The 26033-nt window shown below is 66.8% G+C and carries 25 protein-coding genes and 1 pseudogene; 14 read left to right on the top strand and 12 right to left on the bottom strand.

Annotated features, from left to right (window positions below; all coding sequences use genetic code 11):
• Nucleotides 1-114: 114 nt before the first annotated feature.
• A complete protein-coding gene (locus ACZYZF_RS06890) occupies nucleotides 115-975 on the top strand; it encodes a helix-turn-helix transcriptional regulator (RefSeq protein WP_463834990.1) in 861 nt (286 codons plus the stop codon).
• Between the two features lie 15 nt (nucleotides 976-990).
• Here ACZYZF_RS06890 and ACZYZF_RS06885 read toward each other — a convergent pair whose 3' ends face one another.
• Nucleotides 991-1707 carry a GntR family transcriptional regulator gene (locus ACZYZF_RS06885; protein ID WP_463834988.1) on the bottom strand — a complete coding sequence of 239 codons (717 nt, stop codon included), beginning with the start codon at nucleotides 1705-1707 and terminating at the stop codon, nucleotides 991-993.
• 177 nt (nucleotides 1708-1884) lie between these two features.
• Between ACZYZF_RS06885 and ACZYZF_RS06880 the strand changes: the two genes are divergently transcribed.
• The 4 genes from ACZYZF_RS06880 to ACZYZF_RS06865 are packed head-to-tail and all read left to right on the top strand — an operon-like array spanning nucleotide 1885 to nucleotide 6259.
• Complete coding sequence (locus ACZYZF_RS06880; protein WP_463834986.1) at nucleotides 1885-2862, top strand: phosphate/phosphite/phosphonate ABC transporter substrate-binding protein; 978 nt, start codon at nucleotides 1885-1887, stop codon at nucleotides 2860-2862.
• A gap of 6 nt (nucleotides 2863-2868) precedes the next feature.
• The gene (gene phnC / locus ACZYZF_RS06875) at nucleotides 2869-3681 is read left to right on the top strand and encodes a phosphonate ABC transporter ATP-binding protein (protein WP_463834984.1); all 813 of its coding nucleotides are present in this window, start codon (nucleotides 2869-2871) and stop codon (nucleotides 3679-3681) included.
• The gene (phnE, locus tag ACZYZF_RS06870; protein ID WP_463834982.1) at nucleotides 3678-5270 is read left to right on the top strand and encodes a phosphonate ABC transporter, permease protein PhnE; all 1593 of its coding nucleotides are present in this window, start codon (nucleotides 3678-3680) and stop codon (nucleotides 5268-5270) included. Before phnC ends, phnE begins: the two co-directional genes overlap by 4 nt.
• A complete protein-coding gene (locus tag ACZYZF_RS06865) occupies nucleotides 5246-6259 on the top strand; it encodes a zinc-binding dehydrogenase (RefSeq protein WP_463834981.1) in 1014 nt (337 codons plus the stop codon). Before phnE ends, ACZYZF_RS06865 begins: the two co-directional genes overlap by 25 nt.
• 24 nt (nucleotides 6260-6283) lie before the next feature.
• On the opposite strand, the gene ACZYZF_RS06860 is transcribed toward ACZYZF_RS06865, so the two are convergent.
• The 4 genes from ACZYZF_RS06860 to ACZYZF_RS06845 all read right to left on the bottom strand — a co-directional run bounded on the left by ACZYZF_RS06860 (nucleotide 6284) and on the right by ACZYZF_RS06845 (nucleotide 10222).
• A complete protein-coding gene (locus ACZYZF_RS06860) occupies nucleotides 6284-7153 on the bottom strand; it encodes a glycoside hydrolase family 16 protein (RefSeq protein WP_463744107.1) in 870 nt (289 codons plus the stop codon).
• An 87-nt stretch (nucleotides 7154-7240) separates the two neighbouring features.
• A complete protein-coding gene (locus ACZYZF_RS06855; RefSeq protein ID WP_463742935.1) occupies nucleotides 7241-7690 on the bottom strand; it encodes a cupin domain-containing protein in 450 nt (149 codons plus the stop codon).
• Between the two features lie 181 nt (nucleotides 7691-7871).
• Complete coding sequence (locus tag ACZYZF_RS06850) at nucleotides 7872-8207, bottom strand: hypothetical protein (protein ID WP_463834980.1); 336 nt, start codon at nucleotides 8205-8207, stop codon at nucleotides 7872-7874.
• A gap of 176 nt (nucleotides 8208-8383) precedes the next feature.
• Nucleotides 8384-10222 carry an Hsp70 family protein gene (locus ACZYZF_RS06845; protein ID WP_463742937.1) on the bottom strand — a complete coding sequence of 613 codons (1839 nt, stop codon included), beginning with the start codon at nucleotides 10220-10222 and terminating at the stop codon, nucleotides 8384-8386.
• A 302-nt stretch (nucleotides 10223-10524) separates the two neighbouring features.
• Between ACZYZF_RS06845 and ACZYZF_RS06840 the strand changes: the two genes are divergently transcribed.
• Nucleotides 10525-10983: a nuclear transport factor 2 family protein gene (locus tag ACZYZF_RS06840; protein WP_463834979.1), complete on the top strand. Its 459-nt coding sequence runs from the start codon at nucleotides 10525-10527 to the stop codon at nucleotides 10981-10983.
• Between the two features lies 1 nt (nucleotide 10984).
• On the opposite strand, the gene ACZYZF_RS06835 is transcribed toward ACZYZF_RS06840, so the two are convergent.
• A complete protein-coding gene (locus ACZYZF_RS06835) occupies nucleotides 10985-11638 on the bottom strand; it encodes a L,D-transpeptidase family protein (protein WP_463834978.1) in 654 nt (217 codons plus the stop codon).
• Between the two features lie 78 nt (nucleotides 11639-11716).
• Here ACZYZF_RS06835 and ACZYZF_RS06830 point away from each other — a divergent pair, with 78 nt between their 5' ends.
• Nucleotides 11717-13180 (top strand): bifunctional phosphatase PAP2/diacylglycerol kinase family protein, encoded by a 1464-nt coding sequence (locus ACZYZF_RS06830; protein WP_463742940.1) that lies wholly within the window; start codon nucleotides 11717-11719, stop codon nucleotides 13178-13180.
• Here ACZYZF_RS06830 and ACZYZF_RS06825 read toward each other — a convergent pair.
• On the bottom strand, nucleotides 13134-13808 hold the full coding sequence (locus ACZYZF_RS06825) for a phosphatase PAP2 family protein (RefSeq protein WP_463742941.1): 675 nt from the start codon (nucleotides 13806-13808) through the stop codon (nucleotides 13134-13136). The two genes, ACZYZF_RS06830 and ACZYZF_RS06825, sit on opposite strands and share 47 nt — an antisense overlap.
• Before the next feature lie 58 nt (nucleotides 13809-13866).
• Between ACZYZF_RS06825 and ACZYZF_RS06820 the strand changes: the two genes are divergently transcribed.
• The 3 genes from ACZYZF_RS06820 to ACZYZF_RS06810 are packed head-to-tail and all read left to right on the top strand — an operon-like array spanning nucleotide 13867 to nucleotide 16827.
• Nucleotides 13867-14349, top strand: coding sequence for a hypothetical protein (locus ACZYZF_RS06820; RefSeq protein WP_463742942.1), 483 nt, complete (start codon nucleotides 13867-13869; stop codon nucleotides 14347-14349).
• A gap of 58 nt (nucleotides 14350-14407) precedes the next feature.
• A complete protein-coding gene (locus ACZYZF_RS06815) occupies nucleotides 14408-15403 on the top strand; it encodes an AurF N-oxygenase family protein (protein WP_463834977.1) in 996 nt (331 codons plus the stop codon).
• Complete coding sequence (locus ACZYZF_RS06810; protein WP_463742944.1) at nucleotides 15403-16827, top strand: FAD-dependent oxidoreductase; 1425 nt, start codon at nucleotides 15403-15405, stop codon at nucleotides 16825-16827. Before ACZYZF_RS06815 ends, ACZYZF_RS06810 begins: the two co-directional genes overlap by 1 nt.
• Here the strand turns inward: ACZYZF_RS06810 and ACZYZF_RS06805 are convergent.
• Nucleotides 16824-17537, bottom strand: a complete 714-nt coding sequence (locus ACZYZF_RS06805; protein WP_463742945.1) for a TetR/AcrR family transcriptional regulator — start codon at nucleotides 17535-17537, stop codon at nucleotides 16824-16826. The two genes, ACZYZF_RS06810 and ACZYZF_RS06805, sit on opposite strands and share 4 nt — an antisense overlap.
• Before the next feature lie 113 nt (nucleotides 17538-17650).
• Between ACZYZF_RS06805 and ACZYZF_RS06800 the strand changes: the two genes are divergently transcribed.
• Both ACZYZF_RS06800 and stf0 read left to right on the top strand, forming a co-directional pair.
• Nucleotides 17651-19021 (top strand): sulfatase family protein, encoded by a 1371-nt coding sequence (locus ACZYZF_RS06800; protein WP_463834976.1) that lies wholly within the window; start codon nucleotides 17651-17653, stop codon nucleotides 19019-19021.
• Nucleotides 19022-19099: 78 nt separating this feature from the next.
• Nucleotides 19100-19897, top strand: a pseudogene (stf0, locus tag ACZYZF_RS06795) (trehalose 2-sulfotransferase); the annotation flags it as partial.
• 55 nt (nucleotides 19898-19952) lie between these two features.
• On the opposite strand, the gene ACZYZF_RS06790 reads toward stf0, so the two are convergent.
• Together ACZYZF_RS06790 and ACZYZF_RS06785 are read right to left on the bottom strand one after the other, a co-directional pair.
• Entirely contained in the window at nucleotides 19953-20795 is an 843-nt protein-coding gene (locus ACZYZF_RS06790; protein ID WP_463834975.1) for an alpha/beta fold hydrolase, read from the bottom strand.
• A 53-nt stretch (nucleotides 20796-20848) separates the two neighbouring features.
• Nucleotides 20849-21616: a trans-aconitate 2-methyltransferase gene (locus ACZYZF_RS06785; protein WP_463742948.1), complete on the bottom strand. Its 768-nt coding sequence runs from the start codon at nucleotides 21614-21616 to the stop codon at nucleotides 20849-20851.
• Between the two features lie 54 nt (nucleotides 21617-21670).
• Between ACZYZF_RS06785 and ACZYZF_RS06780 the strand changes: the two genes are divergently transcribed.
• Together ACZYZF_RS06780 and ACZYZF_RS06775 are read left to right on the top strand one after the other, a co-directional pair.
• The gene (locus ACZYZF_RS06780) at nucleotides 21671-22549 is read left to right on the top strand and encodes an amidohydrolase family protein (RefSeq protein ID WP_463742949.1); all 879 of its coding nucleotides are present in this window, start codon (nucleotides 21671-21673) and stop codon (nucleotides 22547-22549) included.
• A gap of 23 nt (nucleotides 22550-22572) precedes the next feature.
• The gene (locus ACZYZF_RS06775) at nucleotides 22573-23784 is read left to right on the top strand and encodes an alpha/beta hydrolase family protein (protein WP_463834974.1); all 1212 of its coding nucleotides are present in this window, start codon (nucleotides 22573-22575) and stop codon (nucleotides 23782-23784) included.
• Here ACZYZF_RS06775 and eccE read toward each other — a convergent pair.
• Together eccE and mycP are read right to left on the bottom strand one after the other, a co-directional pair.
• Nucleotides 23740-24660, bottom strand: a complete 921-nt coding sequence (eccE, locus tag ACZYZF_RS06770; RefSeq protein WP_463834973.1) for a type VII secretion protein EccE — start codon at nucleotides 24658-24660, stop codon at nucleotides 23740-23742. The genes ACZYZF_RS06775 and eccE overlap by 45 nt on opposite strands.
• Entirely contained in the window at nucleotides 24657-26033 is a 1377-nt protein-coding gene (mycP, locus tag ACZYZF_RS06765; protein WP_463742952.1) for a type VII secretion-associated serine protease mycosin, read from the bottom strand. Before mycP ends, eccE begins: the two co-directional genes overlap by 4 nt.

Here is a 26033-nt window from a genome sequence, read left to right as displayed (position 1 = left end):
ATTGGCCGCGGTCTCGCGGTCGCATTTTGAATCGAAATGACCCGCAGTGCCGTCTGTCCTCGATACTGTGCAGCCCAGGTTTACGCAGCCGTTGATAATTCAGGAGGTTCGCGTATGACGAAGAAACCCGGGAACGACGATCGGCCTCAGACACAACGCATCGTGTTGGGCGAGACGCAGGTCGCCGCGCGTGGCATGTACGTCAGGTTCGCCACCGAGCAGATCTACTCCGCGGCCGAATGGTGTTGCCTCGACGAGGATCGCCACCTGCTGTTCGTGCACCGCGCCGGGAAAGTGCGCTCCATGGAGACCGACTTGGATTGGGGTCCCTCGGGCCGGGTACTGCCCAAGGTCGGCGACATCTGGGTGGTGCCTGCCGGCGACAAGTGCGCGGCTCTGGTCGAGGGCGATACCGTCGACACCTGCGAGATCGCCATCCCCGATCACCTGCTTGACGCACCGGCGATGGTTCCCCGCATCAAACACCGCAATCCGCTGATCCATCAGATGGTGGAGCGCATCTACGCCGTCGCCGACCGCGACGACGCTATCGCCCGACTACTCACCGACTCGCTGAGCGAAACCCTGCGACTGGTGATCTCCAGGACGTGTGCAGAGAACCCGCCACCCCCGATTGAGCGCAAGCCCGACACCCTGGACGCGGCCACCCGCTCCATGGTCATCGAATTTCTCGAGGACAGCATCGATTCGACGATCACCCTCGAAACGCTTGCCCGCCATGCGAACATGCCCGTAGCCGTGTTCATCACAGCTTTCCGCGCTGCGTTTCACACCACGCCGTATCAATACCTGCTCGATCTACGGTTCGAACGGGCCAAGTCCCTACTCAGGCACACTTCGCGCACCGTCGCCGAAATCAGTGCGATGGTGGGCTTCTCGCGGCCGAGCCACTTCTCCTCCGCCTTCCGGCGCCGCGTCGGAGTCTCGCCCCGCGTCTACCGCGAGCGCCGCTGAACGCACAGCGACCCGCTACGGCGCCGTCATCACCGCGGTGAATGTCATCCGGTCACCCCGATACAGGGAGCGCCGTTGCTCGATCGGGATCCCGTCCTGGTCGTAGGACACTCGATTGAGCAGGAACATCGGCGTGCGACTGTCCACAGTGAGCAGTGCGGATTCCCGCGAGTCTGGCAGCGCGGTATCGATGGTGTCGACAGTCCGCGCGAAATGAACGCCACGGCTGCGGATCTCGGCATAGAGCGAGTTGCGGTAGTCGAAAGCTTCCCGCAGACCCGGATATCGCGCGGCCGGCAGCTTGGTGGTCTCCAGCCCGACCCGGATGCCATCGGTAGTCAGGACCCGCTCCAATTGCAGGATGGGTGCGCCGATTTCGATGGCAAGCTGCCCGGCCAGGATGTCTTCGGCGACCAGATCGCTCCAGCCGACCAGGATGCGCCCACCGCTGCGGCCCTGCTCCTTGGCGGCCTCGGTGTAGGACCCCATGGACAGAGGCTGCAGGATCTTGGGCCGCGCGACGACGGTGGTGCGGCCGCGTCGTTCGATGCGACCGGCCAACAACAACTCTCGCAACGCCTGACGGACTGTCTCGCGGGCGACGTCGAATCGCTCGGCGATCTCGCGCTCGGCCGGGAACGAGTCTCCGACCTCCAGGTCGTCGAGCAATCGCTCCAGCTGCGCGCGCACTACCTGGTGCTTGAGAACCCGAGGTTCGGCACTTGTCGCCACCCGCTCACCGTAGCAAGTTTTGGTATAGACCAAGACTTGCCGTGTTGTTAACCTCCTCGCCAACTTCGATGCACCCGTTGGTATAGACCAACCCACAGGGTGTGGGGCAGGGCAGTTCTCCGCTCCCGCAAGCGCACTGCCCGTCAAACGTCCCCGCCCCGAAAGGTCCCGCGCGCCATGAAGTTCCGTACCTCTCGTACGTCAGCCCGGATCGCGACCGTGGCAGCCGCCTGTACGGCGGTCCTATTGTCGGGCTGCTCCAGTTCCGACAACTCCGACGCCAAGACCGCCCAGGGCTTCCCGGAAACCCTCACCCTGGCCGCGATTCCGGCTGAGAACTCGACCGACCTCAAGGCCAGCTACCAGCCGCTGATCAAGCTGCTGGAGAAGGAGACCGGCGCCAAGGTCGAGTTCGTACAGGCCTCCGACTACGCCGGGGTGGTCGAGGGCATCATCGCCAACAACGTCGACCTGGCCTTCTTCGGCCCCTTCGCCTATGTGGTCGCCGGTGTCAACGGGGCAAAGACGACTCCGGTCGGCGCGGTGATCCAGGAGCAGGGTGCAAAGCCCGGCTACCAGTCCTATGGTCTGACCCGCGCGGACGAGGCGAACATCAACGGCCTCAAGGACTTTGCCGGCAAGAAGGTCTGCTTCGTGGACCCCAGTTCGACGTCGGGATTCCTCTATCCGACCGCCGGGCTGATCGAGGCGGGAGTGATCAAATCCGGTTCCGAGGGCGACTTGTCAAAGGCGATGTCCCCGATCTTCGCCGGTGGCCACGACTCCTCGGCCCTGGCTATCGCCAACGGTGACTGCGACGCCGGCTTCGCGTTCGACACCATGGTCGACAAGACGATGATCGCCAAGGGCGATCTCAAACCCGGCCAGCTCAAGACGGTGTGGAAGTCGGAGATGATCGCCGGGTCGGTGTTCGCCGCCAATGACTCCCTGGGCAGCGAGGCCATCGGCAAGCTCAAGACTCTCTTCGCCGACAAGGTCAACGTGCCCAACCTCGAGGCAGACGGCTTCTGCCAGGGCGACGCCTGCCGGATCACCGACGAGCGCGCCTGGGGATTCGTCCCGGTCGAGGACTCGGACTACAGCGGCGTGCGCCACGTCTGCGATGTCACCGGCTCCGAGAAGTGCAAGGGCTGAAAACCCATGAGCGCCCGAGGACCCCACCATCCCGTCGCGGGCGACGATCTCGTCGTCATCGCCAAAGACGTCACGAAACGTTTCGGTGACACCATGGCCCTGGACCAGGTCAGCCTTGAGGTCCGGCGTAGCGAGATGCTGGTGCTGCTCGGTCTGTCCGGATCGGGCAAATCCACCTTGCTGCGTTGCCTCAACGGGCTGCAACCCGTCACCTCGGGCAGTGTCGAGGTGGGCGGCACCCATGTCGACACGGCTTCGGGTAAGCAGTTGCGGGCACTGCGCCGCAATGTGGGGTTCGTGTTTCAACACTTCAACCTTGTCGGGCGGTTGAGCTGCCTGGAGAACGTCCTGATCGGCGGCCTCGGCCAGCTGCGGCTCCCCCGCTACGGAGCGCTGACCTATCCCAAGACGATGCGCGCCGAAGCCCTGGCCTATCTGGACCGGGTCGGTCTGGCCGACTACGCCGACCGCCGTGCCGACACCCTCTCCGGCGGGCAACAGCAGCGCGTCGCGATCGCCCGCACGCTGATGCAGAAACCCGGCCTGCTGCTGGCCGATGAGCCCGTCGCCTCACTCGATCCCGAAAATGCCGGTGTGGTCATGGATCTGCTGTTCCGGGTGTGCATCGAGGAGAAGCTGACCGTGGTGTGCACGCTGCACCAGGTGGACCTCGCCTTGGGCTGGGCGCATCGCCTGGTTGGCCTGCGCAATGGCCAGAAGATCCTGGACCGGCCCGCGGTCGGCATGAGCCGCGAGGACATCATGGAGATCTACCAACGCGTCGACCCCGCTGCCCGTTCGGCGGCCCGTCCATCGTGAGCACCGAACTCGCCGAACGGCCCACCCCGTCGGCCCCGACGCCCGAGCGCCGGCCGCTGCCCGGCCTCCTGCACCTGGTCGCCGTCGCCGCGCTGCTCGCCACCATCGCCGCCGCCTGGTACATCGACTTCGCCCCCGGCACGCTGCTGGACGGTGTCGACGAAGTGATGGCCCTGCTGGAGCGCATGATTCCGCCCCGGCTGGACGATCCGGGGCGCATCGGCGGCCTGGCCATCGAGACCCTGTTGATGGCCGTGCTGGGAACCGTGCTCGCAGCGATCGCCTCGGTGCCGCTGGCCTTCCTGGCCGCCCGCAACACCACCCCGCACCCGGCCGTCCAGGCGGTCGCCCGGGCGATCATCACATTCTGCCGCGCCATGCCCGACCTGCTGTTCGCCGTGCTGTTCGTCCGGGCCCTCGGAATCGGGGTACTGCCCGGCATTCTCGCGCTGGCCATCCATTCCATCGGCATGCTCGGCAAGGTATTCGCAGACGCCATCGAGCAGACCGATCCGGGTCCGCGGGAGGCGGTGCGCAGCACCGGCGTCGGCTACCTCCGCGAGATGCTCAACGCGGTCGTTCCTCAGGTGGTGCCCTCCTGGATCGCCACCTTCATCTACCGCATCGACATCAACCTCCGGATGTCGGTGGTGCTGGGCTTCGTCGGCGCCGGCGGAATCGGTTTCGCACTGCAGGATGCGTTGCGCGGCTTGATCTATCCGCGCGCCCTCGGAATCGCCTGCGTCATCCTGGCGATCATCGCCGCCATGGAGCTGCTGTCCATCCTGATCCGGCGGATGCTGTTGGATTCGGCGCAGTCGAATCCCGCCCGCGAGCGCGCCGCCCGGTTCGTGTTCGGCGGTGCCCTGGCCGGTGTCTGTGTGGCCGCGTTGGTGATGTTGAAGATCAACCCGGTGTCCCTGGTGACGTGGGTGGCGCCGGCCGTCGAGGTGTTCGCCCGGATGATTCCGCCCAACTTTTCAGCGCTGGGTGGCGAACTGTTCACGGCTGCAGGACAAACCGTCGCGATCGGCGTGGTGTCCACCGCCATCGGTGTGGTGCTGTCGATTCCGGTCGGAATCCTGGCCGCCCGCAATGTCACGCCCCACCCGGTGGTCTACTGGCTGGCCCGGGCGTGGATTCTGGTGGTGCGGGCAGTACCCGAACTGATCCTGGCCGTGGTGTTCGTCGCCGCATTGGGACTGGGCCCGATCGCCGGTACCTGTGCGCTGGCCATCGGCTCGATCGGATTCCTGGGCAAATTGGTCGCCGACGCCGTCGAGGAGATCGATCCCGGGCCGCTGGAAGCCGTTCGGTCCGTGGGTGGCGGCTGGTGGAAGACGTTGTTCTCCGCGGTGATTCCGCAAGCCATGCCGGCGATGGTCGGTTCCAGCCTGTACATGTTCGACGTGAATGTGCGGACCTCGACGATCCTGGGCATCGTCGGTGCGGGCGGCGTCGGCTACCTGCTGTTCGAGTCGATCCGCACACTGAACTTCGATGTCGCCGGCGCGATCGTCATCGTCATCTTCGTCATCGTCTACGCCATCGAAAGGTTGTCCGGATGGATCCGATCCCGCCTCGTGTGACGGCGGCCGCCGTCTGGACCGGCTCGGGCATGGACGTGCGGACGGTCCCGGTCCCCGAACTCGGGGCCGGCGAGGTGCTGGTTCGAGTACGGCTGGCCACGGTGTGCGGCAGCGACCTGCACACTGTCACGGGCCGGCGTCCCGCCGCCTGTCCTTCGGTGCTCGGCCATGAGGCCGTCGGCGACGTCGTCGCCACTGGTCCGGAATCAGATGCCCACGTCGGGCAACGCGTCATCTGGTCGGTGACGGTGGCCTGCGGTGAGTGCCCGCGGTGCCGGTCCGGGCTGAGCGCCAAATGCCTGTCGGTACGCAAAGTGGGCCATGAGCCGTTCGACGGGGACTGGCCGTTGTCGGGTTCCTATGCCGCCCATGTGGTTCTGCCGCGGGGCACCACGATCGTCGCGGTCCCCGACACACTGCCCGATGCGGTCGCGGCACCGGCGGCGTGTGCGACGGCGACGGTGATGGCCACGCTGGAAGCCGCCGGTGAACTGGCCGGCCGGCGGGTTCTGATCGGCGGGGCAGGCATGCTGGGGCTGACCGCGGTCGCGGCCTGCGCGGACGCCAGCGCCGACGTGCAAGTGGTCGACCTCGATGCCGAGCGTCTGGCGTCGGTGCCGCAATTCGGTGGCCGCGCCTCCGACGGCGGGCCGGTCGATGTGGCGATCGACTACACCGGATCGTGCGCGGCCGTGTCGGATGCGTTGGCGCGCCTCGATATCGGCGGCGCCCTGGTGCTGGCCGGATCCGTCACCCCGGGGCCGCCGCTGGCAGTCGACCCGGAAACCGTTGTGCGGCAATGGCTGACCATCACCGGCGTGCACAATTACGAGCCCCGGCATCTGCACCGGGCCGTCGAGTTTCTCGACCGCACCCGCGAGCGCTTTCCGTGGGAAGCGCTGGTCGTCCCCGCGGTGCCGCTCAAACAGATTGCGTCGGCGCTGAATCCGCCGCCACCAGGAAAGCTCCGCACTGCGGTCTGTCCGTAGCTTCGGCGGCAAAGCAGGGAAAAGTCAGCCCTGGAAGACGCGAATCCAGTCGACCAGCATCTCGGCGGGGTAGTTGCCACCGCTCGGATCGCGGCCGCCGGATCCGCCGACTGCGATGTTGAACACCGGCACCAGTGTGTAGCCGGGATCGTTGAAGGGCCAGTCGTCCAGCGAGTTCGCCGGGACCTCGAAGAAGGGGTCCATGCCCGGGGCATAGTCCTTCCAGAAGTACATGCCCTGCGGCGTCCACGACATCCGCCAGGTGTGCCACCCGCTGTCGATGGCATGCGGGTTGGTGGCGAAGGACTCGCCGTCCAACCGGGCGTGCACAGTGCTGCCCGACGGCCAGTCACGGTTGCCGTACCACTCGACCAGGTCCACCTCGCCGCCACGGACGGGATCGTCGTTGAGGAGCCAGAACGCGGGCCAGGCACCGTCGGTCAGGCAGTTGAGCTTGACCCGGGCTTCCCACGTGGTGCCGATGCCGCCGCGCCAGTTTCCGATGACCTTGGCGCTGGCGTACTTCTCCTGGACGGTGGTGCCCGGACCGCGGGTCGCGCGGATCACCAGGTTGCCCTTGCCATCCTGGAACGCGTGGTCGGTATCGGTGACGTAGCGGCCCATGTTGAACGGCTTGTCCCACTCGACCGGGTTCTTGATGGTCTCGCGCTCGGGCACCAGGTGCCACCACGCCGGGTCCGGCGGGGAACCGGCCGGACCGTTGAATTCATCCTGGAACAGGAAGGTCGGTGACGCCGCGGTAGCAGCCGGTGGGGTAGGCGCTCCGGGCGCGGCGGGACCAGGTGCGGCCGGGTCGGCGTTGGCCGTCCCGGCGGGCAGCGCTGCGGCTGCCACCCCCAGACCCATCATGAACATCACACTGCGACGATCCATCTCAGGCACAGCAGAACCTTAACCGAACTCTTACCCACATACTCGCTCCCTACCCAAAGTTTCGTGGTTACAAGACCATTTCCCCAGCTAGGGACACTGGGCGGGCGCGTCGTCACGCACCGGAGCGTCGGCGGGCAGCGTGTAGGTCACGACTACATCGGCATCGTCGGCCGCCTCGTTGGTCACCTGGTGGGCCACCCCGCCCGGGATCACCACCATCTGGCCCGCCGTGTACACCGCAGGCGCACAATTGCCCGCGCTGCGCACCACCACAGCGCCCTCGTTGATCACCGACTGCTCCGGCCCGGGATGGGTGTGCCAACCGCTGCCGGCCCCGGGTTTGAGCAGCAGGCCCTGTACGTGCAAGGTGGTCGGCTGCCCCGCCGTGACGACCCAGATCGGCGCGGTGGTGGTGCCTTTGCCGAGATCGGTGCGCACGACGTCACCCTCGGCGGGAGTTGCCGCAGCCGGGCCCGCCAACACACCTGCGGCGACGACGGCGACGGCAACCACGGCGACGGTATGAATGTGCTTCATCTTTCCTCCCGGTTTTGACCGAGAAGGTACAGCCGAACCACGCTCCGGGCAGCGTATTGCCGAACCCCGCACTCAGTCGTCGCCGGCGGCCGAACCCTTCGCCGCAGCCTTCCCGCCACGACTCGTGTCACCCTCGGCGTTCTCGCCGGCCTTGGGGCCTCGGACTTCGAGGTTGTAAGACTCAGCGGTGCAGCGATTTCCGGTGTGGCATCTGCCTGCCCGGCCCGTTCGGTACCGCGGTCAGGTAGTAGGAGCCTCCGGTCGGGGTGACGTCGATGAGGGCGCCGGCCAACATGGCGCCGACGTTGACCAGGATGTCGTTCGGGGCATCGCCCTTGATCTCGACGCCGCCGAGCAGATTCGTCAGAAAGATGGACGCAGCAATGGAATTCGGCCACGACACCGGGTTGAGCGTGACGGGCTCATCCGACAGCGCGTCGTACGCCCAGGTGACGTCCGCCGTCGCGGCATTGAGGTCGATGCCGGAGAACTGGTTGGCCCCACCCATTCCCACCATGGCCCGAGACGTTACGCCGCCGTCAGTTCATTGTATTGGCAATGCGCACAACGCTTTTCGCGCGCAACGAACCAGGTCGCAGCAAGGCAGAATGAGCGAAAAAGGGCAGGCAGGCGATCCGCCGCTCCAACCTTTGCCAAATACCGCTCAGTAATGAACCGGCAGCACCACGGGCGTCACGGATACGGCTGGTACGGATACTGAGGCTGCTGCTGGTAGGGGTACTGCGGCTGTTGCGGGTACTGGGGTTGCTGCGTCTCGCCGCGGTTCGGCACCTGGATCGGAATGGGCACCGGAACGAACGGCACGGTGACATACGTAGTCGTCATCGGGTTCGTCGTCGTGGTGGTCGTGGTCGGCGTCGTCGTGGTCGTTGTGGTCGGCGGCGTTGTGGTTGTCGTCGTCGTGGTCGTGGTGGTGGTCGTGACGGGCGGAGGCGTCGTCGTCTGCGTGACGACGTGCGTCTCCGTCACCGGCGGTGGTGGCGCCTGAGTCACCGTGACCGGCGGCGGTTCAGGGGCCTGCGTCACAGGCTCGGGGGCCGGCGGCGGCTCGACCGGCGGCGGCGCGACGGGGCTCGGTGCCACCTCCTGCGGAGGCAACGGCTTGGGCTCGGGTGGCTTGACCTCTGAACTCGGCGCGGTACCCGTCGCGCTGGTCAACGCATACGTCACACCACCGATGGCGACCAGGACCAGCGCGGCGGCCACGGCGAAAACCGTCAACGGCAACCGCTCCCACCCGCCACGCGGTTGTTCGATGGGACCCGTTGGGGGCACGTACTGCACAGCCGGACGCGCCGAGGTCTCAGTGCCGTAGGACTCCACCAAATCGGGTCCGGTGTAGGGCACCACGTCGTCGCCCGCCTCATCCTCCGACCAGGCCAGTGCACGGAAGGTGGATGAACCCTCAGAACCCTCTGCGCCGGAAGGCATTCCGGCCGGCGGGACTGCCGCCACGCCGAGGGTGGGGGCCACGCCGGTCTGCGCATCGGCATCGGCGGAGTAGGCGGCGGACAACGCGGCCCCGATCGCGGCATCCAGCGCCGGTTGCGGTGTCGTCACGACCTGCGCCTGCGAATGTTCCGAAAGCCTTTGGGTAACAAGGGGAATACTGGCCCCGCCGCCGATGGTCACCACTGCCGAGACTGCCGGCCAGCTGATCCCGTTGCGTTCCAACGCCTTTTCCAGCGCATCCAACGCACCGGCGAGCGGCGCCTGCATCAGCCCCTCGAGTTCGGTGCGGGTCACCCGCACCGTGGCCGAATATCCGGGTAGCTCGACCACCAGGTCGGTCGCGGTCTCTGCCGACAGTCGTTCCTTGGCCTGACGGCATTCCTCACGCAGCCGGGCCAGGGAGCCGACCGCGGCGGTTCCGGCCGGATCGATACCGCCGGCCTGGGCGACACCGTCGAGTACATGGGTCAGCAGGGCCTGATCGATCTGATCACCGGAGAAATCGGGATAGCGGGTGGTCTCGTCGATCGGCTCGAAAGCCGACGTGGCGTCGGCCAGCGTGATGCTGGTGCCGCCGCCGCCGAAATCCAGCAGTGCCACCACGCCGTTGGACGGCAGGCCCGGGTTGGCGCGCAGCGCCGCGAGCGAGGCAACGGCATCCGGGATGAGCCGGGGCGGCCGCCCATCGTGCGACAGGCTGGGGTTGTGCCGGAGCGCGTTGCGCAGGGCCCGCAAGGTCGGTGCGCCCCAGTGGGCAGGCACCGCGACCGCCAGCTGTTCGGAGGGTCCGCCGACCAGCTCGACCATCGCATCGAGGGCCTCGACCAGCAGGGTGTCGGCGGGATAGGACGCACCGTCGGGCGCCACCAAGGGCACCGGGTCGCCGACCCGCTCCACAAATCCACTGAGCGTGACACCGGGACCGGATTCAGGCATGCCGACCTGCGGCGTCCGGTCTGTCGACAAGGTCAACACCGAACGCCGGCTGACAGGTTGATTGCCGACTCGCGCCGCAACCAAGTTGGTGGTCCCGATCGACAACCCCAACGGGCCGCTCATAACGCACGCCACGATAGCCGCCGCGCGGCTCCGCGGCCTTTCGACACTCCGCAGCCGCCGGGCCAAGCGCGTTCCGCCGGTGCGCCTTTGACCAGCTCAGCAACACTCAGCGGGTACATAGCCACCACGATGGTCACCGAACTCCGCAGCTGAATCAGTCGACCGGCAAACCGCTTCAGCCCCTGGGGCGAGTGTGCAGCTTCTGTCGCCGAACACCGCTTCGCTGCCGCGAAAGCCTGCACGTTCGCCACAGTGGACACAGAAGGTATTGCGCCCGCCGGAGGTGTGCTCCAATGTCGTGCATGGGTGACATCGACGACATCAAGCAAGTCAAATACCGGTACCTGCGTGCGCTCGACACCAAGCACTGGGACGAGTTCGCCGACACCCTCACCGAGGACGTCGCGGGCGACTACGGACAGTCCATGGGCCAGACCCTGCACTTCACCGAGCGCGATTCGCTGGTGGAATACATGAAGGCCTCGTTGGGCCCGGAGGTCATCACCGAGCACCGCGTCGCGCACCCTGAGATCGTGGTCGACGGCGACGAGGCCACCGCCACCTGGTACCTGCAGGACCGGGTGATCGTCGCGAGTATGAACTTCATGTTGTTCGGGTCGGCGTTCTATCACGACCGCTACCGCCGCACCGCTGACGGGTGGAAGATCAGCGCCACCGGCTACGACCGCACCTACGACGCCACTCTCTCGCTGGAGGGGCTCAACTTCAAGCTGGAACCCGGTGCCGCCCTGAATCTTTGAGCTATTGCGCGACGGCGATCAGCGCGCCGGGCCGTAGCCACTGCATGATCTTGACGAGCGTGGCGTCGTCGATCGCCACACAACCGGCGGTGGGCCCGCCATCGGTGGTGTGCACGAAGAACGCACCACCGTTGCCGGGCACCCGCGCCTTGTTGACGCCCATCACCACAGCGTGTTTATAGGCCGTGATGTCGAGGTTCTCGGTGCCGCTGGCCGGATCGGTGTTGAACGGGCACTGCGCCTTCTTGCACACCTGCATGGTGTTGTAGGTGGGGCTCTTCATGTCCCCGTCCCACCAGTGGTCGGGCGTCACCTGGACGTACTGCAGCCCGCCACCCGGATTCGGGGCGGTGCCGAAGGCGAAGTCGAGGGTGAAAATGCCCATGGGCGTCTTCATTTCGCCGTCATGGGTCTGCGGGGCCATGCCGTTGGAGCCGACGTTGGCCGGGATCCCGGCACCGACCGGTTGCCACCCCGCCGGCCCACGTTGCCAGACATCCATCTTTGCCTTCGAACCGCCCACTCCGACAACGGAGATCACCTGGGTGGCGTTGCCCACCGAGGAGGCGAACCAGGGCGGATCGACGGCACCGGCTGTGGGCGCGCATGCGAGAGCCAACACCCCGGCACACAGATTCGCGAGCAGTCGGCGCATCCGTCCATCGTCGTCGGCATCCCTCTCGGCCCGATAAAGCTTGGGGCACGATCCGGTCCCGACGGCTACGTTGGCGGCATGGACGCGCGCGCGATCGGCAAGGGCCTGGGCACGTTGGACCGCGAGGTCTTCGAGGCGGTTGCCGAATCGCCGAGCCCGCTGCTGGACACTGTGATGCCCGGGCTGACCAGGGCGGCAGACCATTCCAAGCTGTGGTTCGCCATCGCGGCCGCCATGGGTGCGCTGGGCGGCGCGTCGTTGCGGCGTGGCGCCGCGCGGGGCGTCGTCAGCCTGGCGGTGACCAGCCTGGTGACCAACCAGGTGGCCAAACGGATCTGGCGGCGCCCTCGGCCCGACCGCAGCCTGATCCCGCTGGCGCGGCGGACCCGACGCGTACCCACCTCGCATTCCCTGCCGTCGGGGCACTCCGCGAGCGCCGCGGCCTTTGCGGTGGGCGTCGGCCTGGAGTCCGCATCCGCCGGCCTGCCGCTGGCACTGCTCGCCGGCCTGGTCGGGTTGTCCCGGGTGGCCACCGGTGCGCACTATCCGGGCGATGTATTCGCCGGATTCGGCATCGGCGCCGCGATCGCGGTCCTCGGCGCACGCATCGTCCCGACCATCCCGGCCGCCACGCTGCCGACGTCGGATCCGCTGCGGTTCCACACGGAGCCCCGACCGGACGGTGCCGGCGTGGCCCTGGTGATCAACCCGGCCTCCGGTGACGGGACGGGCGCACGGATCATCGACGACGTGCGAAAAGCCCTACCGCGCACGGAGATCGTCGAGCTCGGCGACGACGATGACATCGAGACCGTGTTACGCGAGACCGCTGCCCGCGTCGACGTGCTCGCGGTGGGCGGCGGCGACGGCACGGTGGCCTGCGCGGCGGGCATCGCCGTCGAGGCAGATGTCCCGCTCGCGGTGTTCCCCGGCGGGACCTTCAACCACTTCGCCAAGGACATCGGCTGCGATTCGGTGGCCCGGACCGTGAAAGCGATCGCCGACGGCTCCGCGGTCTATGTCGACCTGGTGTGCCTCAACGAGGAACGCATGGTGATCAACACCGCGAGCATCGGCGCGTACCCGAACTACGTGCGGATGCGCGAGAAGCTCGAACACCGGATGGGCAAGCGCTTGGCCGGGATGTACGCGCTGTATCTGACGCTGCGCCGGGAGGCCCCGGTGCGGATCAGCTACGACGACAAGACACTTGAGACGGAACTGTTCTTCCTGGGCAATTCGACCTACTTCCCGTCCGGGTTCGCCCCGTCGCTGCGGCCGCGTCTCGACGACGGTCTCATCGACGTGCGGATACTGGAAACCGGGCGGCGATTCAGCCGGCTGCGCATCGCGACGTCCGTGGCGTTGGGCCGGCTCGAACGCAGCCCGCTCTATCACGAGTTGCAGGTACCGCAGTTCCGGTTCGTCGCTGTCGACGGGCCCACCACCGTCGCCCACGACGGCGAGGTGGGCGAGGCGCTGCGCGAAGCGAGCTTCACCGTGCGCTACCGGGTGCTGCCGGTGTTTCGTCCACTGCCGTGACGGCCGGCGGGTACGGCGGGTACAGCAGGAACACCGCCACGAACCACACGTAGCCCAGCGCCCACCCGGCCACCACATCCGAAGGATGGTGGACGTTGAGCACCACCCGGCCCACGCCGATCGCGATGACAACGAGTGCTCCGGCGGCCACCCACCAGCCCCGCGGCGCGGGCCGCAGCATGGGCCAGGCGAGCGTCAGCAGGGCCAGCACCGAGACCATGACGCCCATCGCGTGCCCGGACGGGAACGAGGTAGATAGGGCGTGCACCAGCGCGGTGGACGGACGCGGACGGTCGACCAGGGACTTGGCCACCTCGGTCGTCACCGCGCTGAGCTCGATGGTCAACAGCAGGAACCACGCGATGCGCCGCCGGCGGCGCACAAGCGCGACAACGATCATCACCAGTGCCAGCAACCGGAAGGCAAAAGGCCCGAGCACGGTACAGAACACGTCCCAGGCGGTCACCCAGCCCGGGTGCGCCGATCCGAACCGGTACGGACCCGCCAGGCCCGCGGCGTCGACGTCGGCCAGCCAGGTCCACTGCCGCTCGTAGCCGATCCACAGTGCCGCGTACACCGCGGCGGCCAGCACCGCGGTTGCGATCAGCCACCTGACACGGGTTCTCACCAGACAATCTCTACCAGCTCCCACTGATTTGCCATGTTTGCGCGCTACCGTCGAGGGCATGGCTCTGATCCTGCGAAAGCTGATGCACATCGGCGGACTGCCGGACGGTCTTCGGTCAGAGGCAGAAGCCGAGGGCATTCTGTTCCTGGCCGAATACATCCCGGTGACCAGGCGTTTCACCGGATCGATCCCGGGCACGCGTTCTGCAGGCAGTGTTGCCAGCTACGCCGGTTCACTGGTTCTCACGAACTACCGGGCACTGGCCACCATGTCCACCCTGCCCAAGCTCGCCGGCCGCAGCATCGACCAGCCGTGGTCGGCCCCGCAGGTCGGTGCGGTGCAGGCCGAGATCAGCGACACCGGACTCACCCTGCAGGCCGACGTGGCCCAGATCGACCGGCGCGGTCACGGGCGGCTTTCGCTGCACTACAAGACCGACATCCCGGACGAGATTCTCACGCAACTGCCCCGCCGGTTGCTGGCCTTCGACGTCGGCCCGGAGTACGTCCTCCGCGCGGTCGGCGTGCCATACCACCCGTAGCAAACCCCACCGGAAATCGGGTATTTACCGAGACTCAATGTCTCGGTAAATTGGGGCCATGGTTTCCACCTCGCCCGACGCCGCATCGCTGGATGCGGACTACCGGGATCTACTGCAGACACTGTCCGAGGGTTCCGTGCGCCGCCGCTTCGATCCCTATCTGGACATCGCGTGGGACTCCCCCGATCTGGCGATCGACCTCGACGATCCACGTTGGGTGCTGTCACCGAGCGTCGATCCGCTGGGCGCCACGGCCTGGTATCAGAGCCAGCCGCAGGCCCGGCAGATCGCGATCGGCCGCTGGCGGACGCTCAACTCCGTCAAGGTCGGCGCGGCCTTCGAGAGCATCCTCATCCGCGGGTTGATGGCCTTCATCATGAAGCTGCCCAACAACTCGCCCGAGTTCCGCTATGCGTTGCATGAGATGACCGAGGAGTGCAACCACATCCAGATGTTCCAGGAGCTGGTCAACCGCAGCGGCCTGGACGTGCCCGGCATGCGGCCACTGTTCCGACGGTTATCGCCGTACATCGGCCTCGTCGGCCAGTACTCGCCGACGGCGTTCATGGCGGGCATCCTGGCCGGCGAAGAGCCGATCGACCATTTCCAGAAGGGGCTGATCCGCGAGGGCGCCAACATCCCACCCGCGGTGCTGCGGACCATGCAGATCCACATCGCCGAGGAGGCACGCCATATCTCCTGGGCGCACGAATTCCTCAAAACCCATCTGCCGGAACGCTCGTGGCGCATGAAGGCTTTCGCGTCCGTCGCATTTCCGCTGGCCCTGCGCTGGCTCGCCCACGAGATCATGGCTCCGCCGAAGTCATTCGGTGAGGAGTTCGGGATTCCGCGGGAGGTGATCAAGGATGCGTTCTGGCGTAGCCCGCACTCACGCAAGATCTTGAACGGCTACTTCGGTGAAATGCGTGCCCTCAGTGAGGAACTCGGGCTGATGAATCGGGTCGGACGGTGGACGTGGAACCGGTGCGGAATCGGCGGTCAGCCGGCCCGCTACCGCGGCGTGCCGGACCGCGAAGCGGTTGCCCTCCTCTGATGCCCCACGTCATCACGCAGTCCTGCTGCAGCGACGCCTCGTGCGTCTATGCCTGCCCGGTGAACTGCATCCACCCCACGCCCGACGAACCCGATTTCCACACCGCGCAGATGCTCTATGTCGACCCGGTCGCATGCGTCGATTGCGGCGCATGTGTATCGGCGTGCCCGGTCGATGCGATCAAACCGCATACCAAGCTGACCGGCGCGGAGGACGTGTTCACCACGCTGAACGCCGATTTCTACACCACACCACGGCCACGGCCCGTGCTGGCGCCGGTGGTGCCGCCGTTGCAGGTCCGAGCCGGCGACCTGCGGGTCGCGATCGTGGGATCGGGTCCGGCCGCGATGTATGCCGCCGAAGAGGTGCTGACCATTCCCGGGGCCCGGGTGCGGATCTATGAAAAGCTCACGCAGCCCTATGGTTTGGCCCGCTACGGGGTGGCCCCCGACCACCAGAGCACCCGCAAGGTGACCCGGCAGTTCGACCACATCACCGCGAGCCCACGCTTGGAGATGCATCTGGGTGTCGAGGTCGGCAGCGGCGTCACCCACGACGATCTGCTCGCCGAGCACCACGCCGTCATCTACGCGGTAGGTGCCTCGACCGACCGTCGGCTCGACATCCCCGGCAGCGAACTGCCCGGCGTCACCTCGGCCACCGAATTCGTCGCCTGGTACAACAACCACCCCGACTACACCGGTCGGACCTTCGACCTGTCTCATCGCCGCGCCGTCGTGATCGGCAACGGCAACGTCGCACTCGACGTCGCCCGCATCCTCACGATCGACCCAGACCGTCTGGCCTCGACGTCGATCGCCCCGCACGCCCTGGAAGCACTGCGCCACAGCGCAATCGAAGAGGTGGTCGTGGTCGGCCGACGTGGGATCGAGCAGTCTGCGTTCACCGTCCCCGAACTGGTCGGGCTGTGCTCCACACCGGGTGTCGACGTCGTCGTCCGTGACGAGGATCTGCGGATGCTGCCTGGCCCGGATCCCCGGTCCACGATCCTGCGGGCGGCATCGCGCGGAGCAGGCAATCGCCGGATCGTCCTCGAATACCTACTGTCGCCGACGGCGGTCCACGGCCAGTCCGCAGCCACCGGCGTGGAGTTCGTCCACAACGAACTGATCGCCGCGCCCGACGGATCGGTCCGGGTGAAAGCCACTGGGCGCGAACGGCTCATCGAAGCCGGTCTGGTGTTGACATCCATCGGCTACCGGGGCCGGCCGGTGGCCGGGCTACCGTTCGACGACGCCACCGCCACCGTGCCCCATCACGCGGGCCGGGTCACGCAGGCCCACGGCGCGTACGTCACCGGGTGGATCAAACGCGGGCCGACCGGATTCATCGGGACCAACAAGTCCTGCGCCCAGGAAACCGTGCGCAGCCTGGTCGACGATTACAACGCCGGGCTGCTCTAGCGTTTGGTCAGCGCGGCGATCACGGCCGTCAACTCGTCGTCGCGGTTGATCTCCAACCCGCTGGCACGGGCGGCGCCGTCCAGGACGTACCAGGCGAAATCGGCCAGGTGCGTCACGATCTCTTCCCGTGACCGCTCCGGCGCCGCACCGCGGATCCACGCCGACAGCGTGGCCTCCACCATGGTCACCACCGCGAACGGAACGGTCTTGAACGCAGCGTCGTCCACGCCGATGGTCTGCGCGATCGCGGCGATGACGCCTTCGGACTGCCTGGTCATCCGGAGCTTGAGCTCGCTGACCGCATCCAGCGAGCCGTCGCTGGAGAACGTCGGCCCGCGGCGGACGAAGTCATCGAGCCGCGGGTGATCAAGCATCCAGTCCGCGACCGCCGCCACGGTGCGGGTCAGGATGTCGCGCAACGAGCCGTTGGTGACATCGAGGTTGGTGTCGAGAATCGCGGCGAAATCATCGAACACCCAGGACCGGACGCGTCGCTCGAGCTCGTCCTTCCCGCTGAACTGCCGGTACACCACTGACTTCGCCACTCCGGCGCGTTCGGCGATACGCACCATCGAGATCTCGGCGCCCGGCGGATTCTCCTCGACCAATGCCACCGCGGCCTGCAGGATCTGGGCGCGCCGCTCGGTGTTGTGCTGCTCCCAACGGGCCTCGTAGCCGCTCGCCGCAGCGGGATCGGTGGCGGTCGGCATGGAGTCCACCCTACCGACGACGACGCGCCGCATATGTAGCTCTCGATGAGCCAAACGGTTGCGGGCGGCGCATTCGGGCTGTTCGGTCGTAGGGTGGACCGAAAGGATGTGACGTGAGCGAGCTGCAACGGCAGAACCTGTTGATCGTGCACTGGCATGATCTCGGGCGTTATCTCGGCGTGTACGGCCACCCTGATGTGGCCAGCCCGCACCTGGACCGCCTCGCCGCCGAGGGGATCCTGTTCACCCGGGCCCACGCCACCGCACCGCTGTGCTCACCGTCGCGGGGCTCGTTGTTCACCGGCCGCTACCCGCAGAGCAACGGCCTGGTGGGCCTGGCCCACCACGGCTGGGAGTACCGCGCCGGGGTGCGCACACTACCCCACTTCCTTGCTGAATCAGGTTGGCACACAGCTCTGTTCGGCATGCAACACGAAACCTCGCAACCTGCCAATCTGGGATACGACGAGTTCGACGTGTCGAACTCGTTCTGCGAGTACGTCGTCGAGCAGGCCAACGCCTGGCTGAGGGCGTCACCGCAGCAACCGTTCCTGCTCACCGCCGGATTCTTCGAGACGCACCGGCCCTATCCGCGCGACCGATACGAACCCGCCGAGGCCGACGACGTCGCCGTACCCGACTATCTGCCCGACACCTCTGCGGTGCGTGACGACCTCGCCGAGTTCTACGGCTCGATTGCGGTAGCCGACGCGAAAGTCGGGGAACTGCTCGGCACCCTGGCCGCGAGCGGTCTCGACGAGAACACCTGGGTGGTGTTCATGACGGATCACGGGCCTGCGTTGCCCCGGGCCAAGTCCACGCTGTACGACGCGGGCACCGGCATCGCGCTGATCGTGCGCCCACCGCGGGGGTCTGCTCTGGCGCCGCGCCGCTACGACGAACTGTTCAGCGGGGTCGATCTGCTGCCCACCCTGCTGGAACTTCTCGGCGTCGAGATTCCCGCCGAGGTCGAGGGTCTGTCACACGCCAGCAACCTCACGGCAACCCCCATTGAAACGGTTGAGGTCCGTTCCGAGGTGTACACCACAAAGACGTACCACGATTCATTCGACCCAATTCGCGCCATTCGCACCAAGGAATACAGCTATATCGAGAATTACGCGGCGCGACCATTGTTGGACCTGCCGTGGGATATCGCCGACAGCCCCTCTGGACGTGCACTCGGCGATACCGTCCGGAGCCCCCGGCCCGGCCGCGAACTGTACGACCTCGTCGCAGACCCCACCGAAAGCAACAACCTGCTGGGACCGGACGCCACCGACAAGGCCGAGGCGATCGCGAACGACCTGGCACTGTTGCTGAACGACTGGCGCGAGAAGACGCTCGACGTCATTCCGTCCGAATTCGCCGGCACCCGGATATCGGAGCGTTACACCGACACGTATCTGCATATCCACGGCCGTCCGGCCACCAGCAGATCGGCCATCGCCACCGACCGCGGTATCACCGATACCCGCCAATAGTTTTCATCACGGTGAACGAAACCTCTTGACGCCGTTTCAAATAGGCGCCGCAAACAAATCATGGATAGAGTCTCGCCCATGCCAGATCATCCGACGGCCTACCTGGTGCTCGCATCTCAGCGCAGCGGCAGCACCTTGCTGGTGGAATCCCTACGTGCCACCGGCATGGCCGGCGAGCCCCAGGAGTTCTTCCAGTACCTGCCGACCACCAGCATGTCGCCGCAGCCGCGGGAATGGTTCGCCGGCGTCGAGGACGAGTCGATACTGCGCCTGCTCGACCCACTGGTCGAGGGCAAGCCGGACCTGGCCCCGGCCGAGATCTGGCGCGACTACGTCCGCACCGTAGGCCGCACCCCCAACGGGGTGTGGGGCGGGAAGCTAATGTGGAACCAGACCCCGCTGCTACTGGAGCGCGCCGAGGGCCTGCCCGACAGATCCGGGCCCGGCCTGCTCGCCGCGATCCGCGCCGTCACCGGCGGCGATCCGGTGCTGATCCACGTCTACCGGCCCGATGTTGTGTCACAAGCGGTTTCGTTCTGGCGTGCGGTGCAGACCAGGGTGTGGCGCGGCCGGGCCGATCCGGCGCGCGATGCGCGTGCCGAATACCACGCGGGTGCCATCGCCCACGTGATCAAGCTGCTGCAGGCCCAGGAGGAGGGCTGGCGCTCCTGGTTCGCCGAGGAGAACGTCTCCCCCATCGACGTGTCTTACCCGTATCTGTGGCGCAACCTGACGACCGTGGTGGCCACCGTGCTGGAAGCGCTGGGCCTGGACCCGCGCCTGGCGCCACAGCCGGTCCTGGAACGTCAGGCCGATCAGCGATCCGACGAATGGGTCGACCGCTACCGCCGCGACGCCGAGGACCAGGGTCTGCCTGGTCTGACGGACTTGACGGGTTTGGCCGGCCTGGCTGACCTGCCCGGCGTGCCCTCTAACCTGTGATTTGTGGAGTTTTAGCCGCACCCGCCACGGCTGAAACTCCACAAATCGCGTCGATGACGCGGTCAGCGTGGGTCAGGTACAGCCCGTGTGCGGCGCCGGCGATCTCGATGAGCTCCGCATGCGGCAGCAGCGCAGCCGTGCGTCGTCCGGTGAGCTCGATGGGCGTCGACGCGTCGGCGTCGCCGTGGATCAGCAGCACCGGAAGGTCGAGTTCGGCGAGCTCCGCACGGTAGTCGGCGTGCGCACCCATCCGCTGGGTGGCCAGCAGGGTCTCGACAGGAACGGCAGCGATCTGGTCCACGGTCCACTCGACGATCTCGGGCGCCACGGTGTGCGGTCCGAAGAACGGTGGCGTGTTGTCGATGCACCATTGCCGCACATCGCGTTCCAGCTCGACGAGCATGGTGTCGAGGATGGCCTCGTCGACCCCCTCGGGGTTGTCCGGCGTCTTGACCACCAGCGGAAGTTGGCCCGCCACCAGTACCGCGCGGTTCACCCGCGCCGTCCCGTGCCGGCTGAGGTAACGCACGATCTCACCGCATCCCAGGGAATGCCCCACCAGTGTCACGTCGTCGAGTTCGAGGTGTCCCAGCACTCGGGCCAGATCGTCGGCCAGCAGATCCACCGTCCACTCACCGTGGTGGGCCCCCGAGCTCCCGTGCCCACGCCGGTCATAGGCGACACACCGAAAGCCCTTGTCCACCAAGCGTCGGACCAACTCATTCCACTGGCCCGAATTGAGGCCCCACGAGTGGGTGAAGACCAACACCGGCCCGGATCCGGTGTCGGTGTAGTGGATGTCGGTTCGGTCGGCCGTCTCTAGCGTAGGCATGCGTCGATAGTCGACCGCACAGGTACGCATGTCGATTACGTCGTAGGTAATGCCTACCCCGCGATTTGGGCCACCACGAACACGCGCCGGAACGGGAAGAACGTGATGCCGTCATCGCGTTTGGGGTAGGCCTCGGCCAGCATCGGGATGATGGCCTGCCGGTACTGCTCCCACAGCTCTTCGGTAAGCCGACCTTTCACCTGTGTCAACGCCGTCCCGGTGATCCAGTCCAGAACCGGTGTCTCACCAGATAATTGGTGCACGTAAGTGCTCTCCCAGGCATCCACCACGCAGCCCGCGTCGGTCAACAGCCCGGCATATTCGACGGGCGTATCCACTTGGCCGACATCGCGCCACGGCATGTCTCGCAGCGGCTCGATGAACGGCTCGCGGCGGGCCAGCTCGCGCACCGCGTGGTGGGACGGGGCGTCGAAATTGCCCGGCACCTGAAAAGCGATCCACGCACCCACAGGCAACTGTCCAACCCAGCGCACCACGAGTTCGCGATGCGTGGGCACCCATTGCAGTGCCGCATTGGAGATCACCACGTCCGTGTCGGGTTGCGGCGTCCACTCCTCGATCGCCCCGACGTGTGCCTCGAGCCCGCGCCCCTGCGCGGCTGCCACCATCTCCGGAGAGCTGTCCCAGGCCTCCAGCGTCGCATCTGGCCAACGCTGCGCCAGCGTCTCGGTCAGGTTGCCCGGCCCACAACCCAGGTCCACCACGCGGCGCGGAGCCGACGCAGCCACCCGCGATAGCAGGTCGTAGAACGGACGTCCGCGGTGATCGGCAAAGGCGAGGTAGGTGTCCGGATTCCACATGCCCCGATCATGCCCGGCGGTCGCATTTTCGAGGACGGCTATCGTCAGAGCGCGATGGACGAAGCAAACAAAGTACGGAAGATCTGGACCGAGCTGGGCCTGCCCGGCATCGTCGACGTACACACGCACTTCATGCCCAAGAACGTCATGGACAAGGTGTGGCAGTACTTCGACAGCCAGGGCCCGATGATCGGCCGCGAATGGCCCATCACCTACCGCGCCGACGAGGCGGAACGGGTCGCCACGCTGCGGGAGTTCGGCGTGCGCAGGTTCACCTCGCTGATCTACGCACACAAGCCGGCGATGGCCGCCTGGCTCAATCAATGGGCCAAAGACTTCGCCAGGGACACCCCGGACTGCCTGCACACCGCCACGTTCTTCCCGGAACCCGAGGCCCCAAAGTACGTCGCGGAGACGATCACCGCAGGTGCGCAGGTGTTCAAGGCACATATCCAGGTGGGGAATTACGACCCGAATGATCCCCTGCTCGACCAGGTCTGGGGGCCGATCGAAGACGCCGGCGTCCCGGTCGTGATCCACTGTGGTTCCGGTCCGGTGCCGGGCCGGTTCACCGGGCCAGAGCCGATCGCGAAACTGCTGGGCCGCTATCCACGCCTGGTGCTGATCGTCGCGCACATGGGGATGCCCGAGTACACCGCCTTCCTGGATCTCGCCGAGCAGTTCGGGCAGGTGAGGCTGGACACCACGATGGCGTTCACCCCGTTCGTCGAGGCGATGATGCCCTTCCCCGCCGCCGACGTCGCCCGGCTCAAAGCCATGGGTGAACACATCCTGTTCGGCAGCGACTTCCCGAACATCCCATACGGCTACGCCGAGGCGATACACCACCTGACCGACCTTCCGGGTATCGACGACGCCTGGCGCCGCAATGTCCTACACGACAACGCCGCGAAGTTGTTCGGGCTGAGCTGAGCGGTTGGCTAGCATCGGGAAGCGTGGAGCCGTCCAGCGCAGATCCGGTCGAACCCCCGATCCCTGTTCCCGATGTCCCCGGCGGTGATGCCGGTGCGGGCGGTCTGCCCCGGCGGGCCGATCTGACCGTGCGCCAGCGGGCGATCGTGGATGCCTCCGCGATCGCCGACATCGCGTTGCGCACGGGAGTTGCCTCGATCGTGGCCACGTCGATGGTGCCGACCACCCTTGCGTCGATGCTGGCTTCGATTCGGGACCCGTCGCAATCCCGCGCCGAGCACGACCACATGCGGTTCTACGCCGATCTGGCTGCCGCGCAAGATCCCGCGGTGTCATTTCCGGCGCCCACCCGGCCGCCCCGGGTATCCACCCGCCAGGCCAACCCGATCGCCGAGGTGATCGCTCACGGCCGGGTGGAGAACATCCGGTTCGAGAGCAGTTTCACCGCAGTCAACCCGGCACTGCGCGAAATGTGTGACGGGTTCACCCGCAACAATGTTGTGCGAGCCCAGCATTGGCGCCATGACGACGGCCCGCACCCCACGTTGTGTGTGATCCACGGTTTCATGGGGTCGCCGTATCTGGCGAACGGCCTGTTCCTGTCGTTGCCGTGGTTCTACCGCTCCGGCTACGACGTGCTGTTGTACACCCTGCCGTTTCACGGTCAACGCGCCGAACGGTTCTCACCGTTCAGCGGCTACGGATACTTCTCCCACGGGTTCGCCGGGTTCTCCGAGGCCATGGCCCAGGCGGTGCACGACTTCCGTTCGGTGATCGACTATCTGGAGTTCACCGGCGTCGACCGGATCGCCCTGACCGGAATCTCGCTGGGCGGATTCTCCTCGGCGCTACTGGCCAGTGTGGACGACCGGATACAGGCCGTGGTCCCGAATGTTCCTGTGGTGACACCGGATCGCACGGTCGACGAATGGTTCCCGGCCAACAAGTTGGTGGCCCTGCAACGCCGGGTGGCCCGAATCGATCCCGCGTTGACCGAAGCGGCGGCACGGTATGCCTCACCGCTGAACTATCGTCCGCTGGTACCCAAGGGGCGACGAATGATCATCGCCGGCCTCGGCGACCGGCTGGCTCCACCGCAGCAAGCCGAGATTCTCTGGGAACACTGGGATCGCTGTGCGTTCCACTGGTTCCCGGGCAACCACCTGCTGCATGTGAGCCAGCCGGACTACCTACGCCGGATGACCCGCTTCCTGCGGGATTTCATGTTCGACTGACCGCTGAAGCAACGTCTGCGGCGTCGCGGCCGGGCCACCGTCCAAACGGTCCGAGGACAACGGGTTCAACGCTGCCAATGCCGGACGGTGCCGGCCACCCGCCGGTTTCAGGCCCGCCAGTGGGCCCTTGCGTGCGGGCCGGTCCTCCGTGCGGAGCGCCGCGGCCACCGTCAGCTGCGGCTGAGTCGGAGATCCGGTGAATTCCAGTGCCGTCCAGGTTTCCTGTGCCGGCAGCGCACCGACCCCGGCGAGCACCGCGTCCAGCTTGTCGCTCACGCTGACGCGGTAGGCCGCGACAAATCCCGAGTCGTCCTTCACCCCTCGCCAGGTTTCCTTACCGGGGTCGGGCAGCGGGGAATCCACCCCGTCGACGAGCGTGACCGTCCAACCCTGCTCACGCAAGTGGTCGGCGAGCCGACGCCCGACGACTTCAGTGGTGTCCCGCAACGGGATTCGCGATGAACGCGCACGCAGCGCATCGAGATTGTCCACTGCTGCCACGGTCACGCTGATCCAGCTGCGGCGGGTACCGCCGGCGTCACGGTGGGTGATCCGGACCTTGTCGCAGCGAATGCCGTAGCGGTCGAGATAGCTGACCACCACCGGCAACTGGGCCGGGTCCGCAGGATCGACACGCAGCGTGACGGTCTCTGAATCGGCCGGCTGCTCAGGCTGCTTTTTGGCGAGGTTCCGCCGCCACATCGCCAGGTGCCGGGCGACCCGCGTGGTCAGGAACAACCCTCCCCACCAGGCCAGCAACAGCACCACTGCCGCGATGGAAACCCCGAGCACCCACCGTTCGGTGTTGGTCTGCCATGGCCGGGCCAGCACCGCCGTGACGATGAAGAGGGATGCCAGCGCGAGTCGGGCGGTCATGTGGTGGGGTCCTTCCGTCGATATGCGGCGAACGCGACAACGATGGCCGCCAGCGCAAGTACCCCGGTGCCGGCGAAAGCGACGATTCGGCCGGTGTTGTCACGCGGGGTTGGTTCTGGTGGTGCGGCAATGGGTTTGCCTGCAGGAGCCGCCGGTCCGTCCAGCGGCATGTCGGCGACATCCCAGCTGAGTGCGGCCACCGGATCGACACCGCCGGCGCCGATGACGTTCGACGGCGAGCGGGCCGCGCCCTGGGCCGTCGTGGTCAACCGGTGCACCACCTGTCGGGCGTTCAGATCAGGAAACTTGCTGCGCACCAAGGCCGCAACGCCGGACACGTAGGCCGTCGCATAACTGGTGCCGCTGAGCGGAATGAGCTTGCCCTGGTCGGTGGGCAGCGCGTTGGCCAACCCTCCGCCCGGCGCATTGCTCACCGAGGAGATGTTCTCGCCCGGCGCCGAGATCCCCACCCAAGGGCCGGCCATGGTGAATCCGGACGGTTGGCCGGTGGCGTTGAGTGCGCCGACCGACAACACGTAGGGCTGCCACCACGACGGGATCGACACTGAGGAGACACCGCCCCAGTTGCGCGGATCATCGGGGGTTCCGGACAGCGGATTGGATGCGCACGCGGTACCGGTGGTGACCCCGCCCTGGGTGTTGCCGGCGGCAGCGATGATGACCGCATCCTTCTCGAGCGCCGCATAGCGCAGTGCCGCACCGAGTTCGGTCTGGTCAACCGGTTTGTCGGCGGGCAGACACGTCACCACCGAGATGTTGATGACACGCGCACCCATGTCGGCAGCACGGACCACTGCCCGGGCCAGGCTTGCCACATCGGCGGCGGCACGGGCCTGGGCGGCATCGGCGCTGGGGGTGCGCGGCGCGAATCGCGGCGAATTCTGCCGGATCGAGATCAACCGGGCTTCCGGCGCAACCCCGGAAAAACCGTCGGGCCCGGGTTGGCCGGCGATGAGACCCGCGACCGCGGTGCCATGGCCGTCACAGTCGGTCAGGCCGTCAGTGGATTCGATGAAGTCTCCACCGCCCTCGACATGGGGCAACCGGGGTCCCGGCTGCACCCCGGTGTCGATGACCGCAACGGTCTGCCCCTGGCCGCGGCTCTGTTTCCAGGCTCCGGACAGGTTGAGTGCCAACTGGTTCGGATTGACCGCACCGGGATCGGTACCCGGCCTGGCTTCAGTGCTGACGCACGCCGAACGCTGCGCCATCGCCTCCACCGGGCCGGCACTGCCGGCCGGCGGGGCGATCTGCGGGTCGACCTCGGGCGGGCTGACCGCACCCGCCGACGGGGAGCCGACCAACAGCACCAGGCCGGCTGTGGCCAGAACACCCAGAGTCTTGTGGATCAC

The organism is Mycobacterium sp. IDUB_24, from assembly GCF_055419385.1.
Note: the sequence above shows the minus strand (reverse complement) of the source record. Positions and strands in the feature narration are given on the sequence as shown.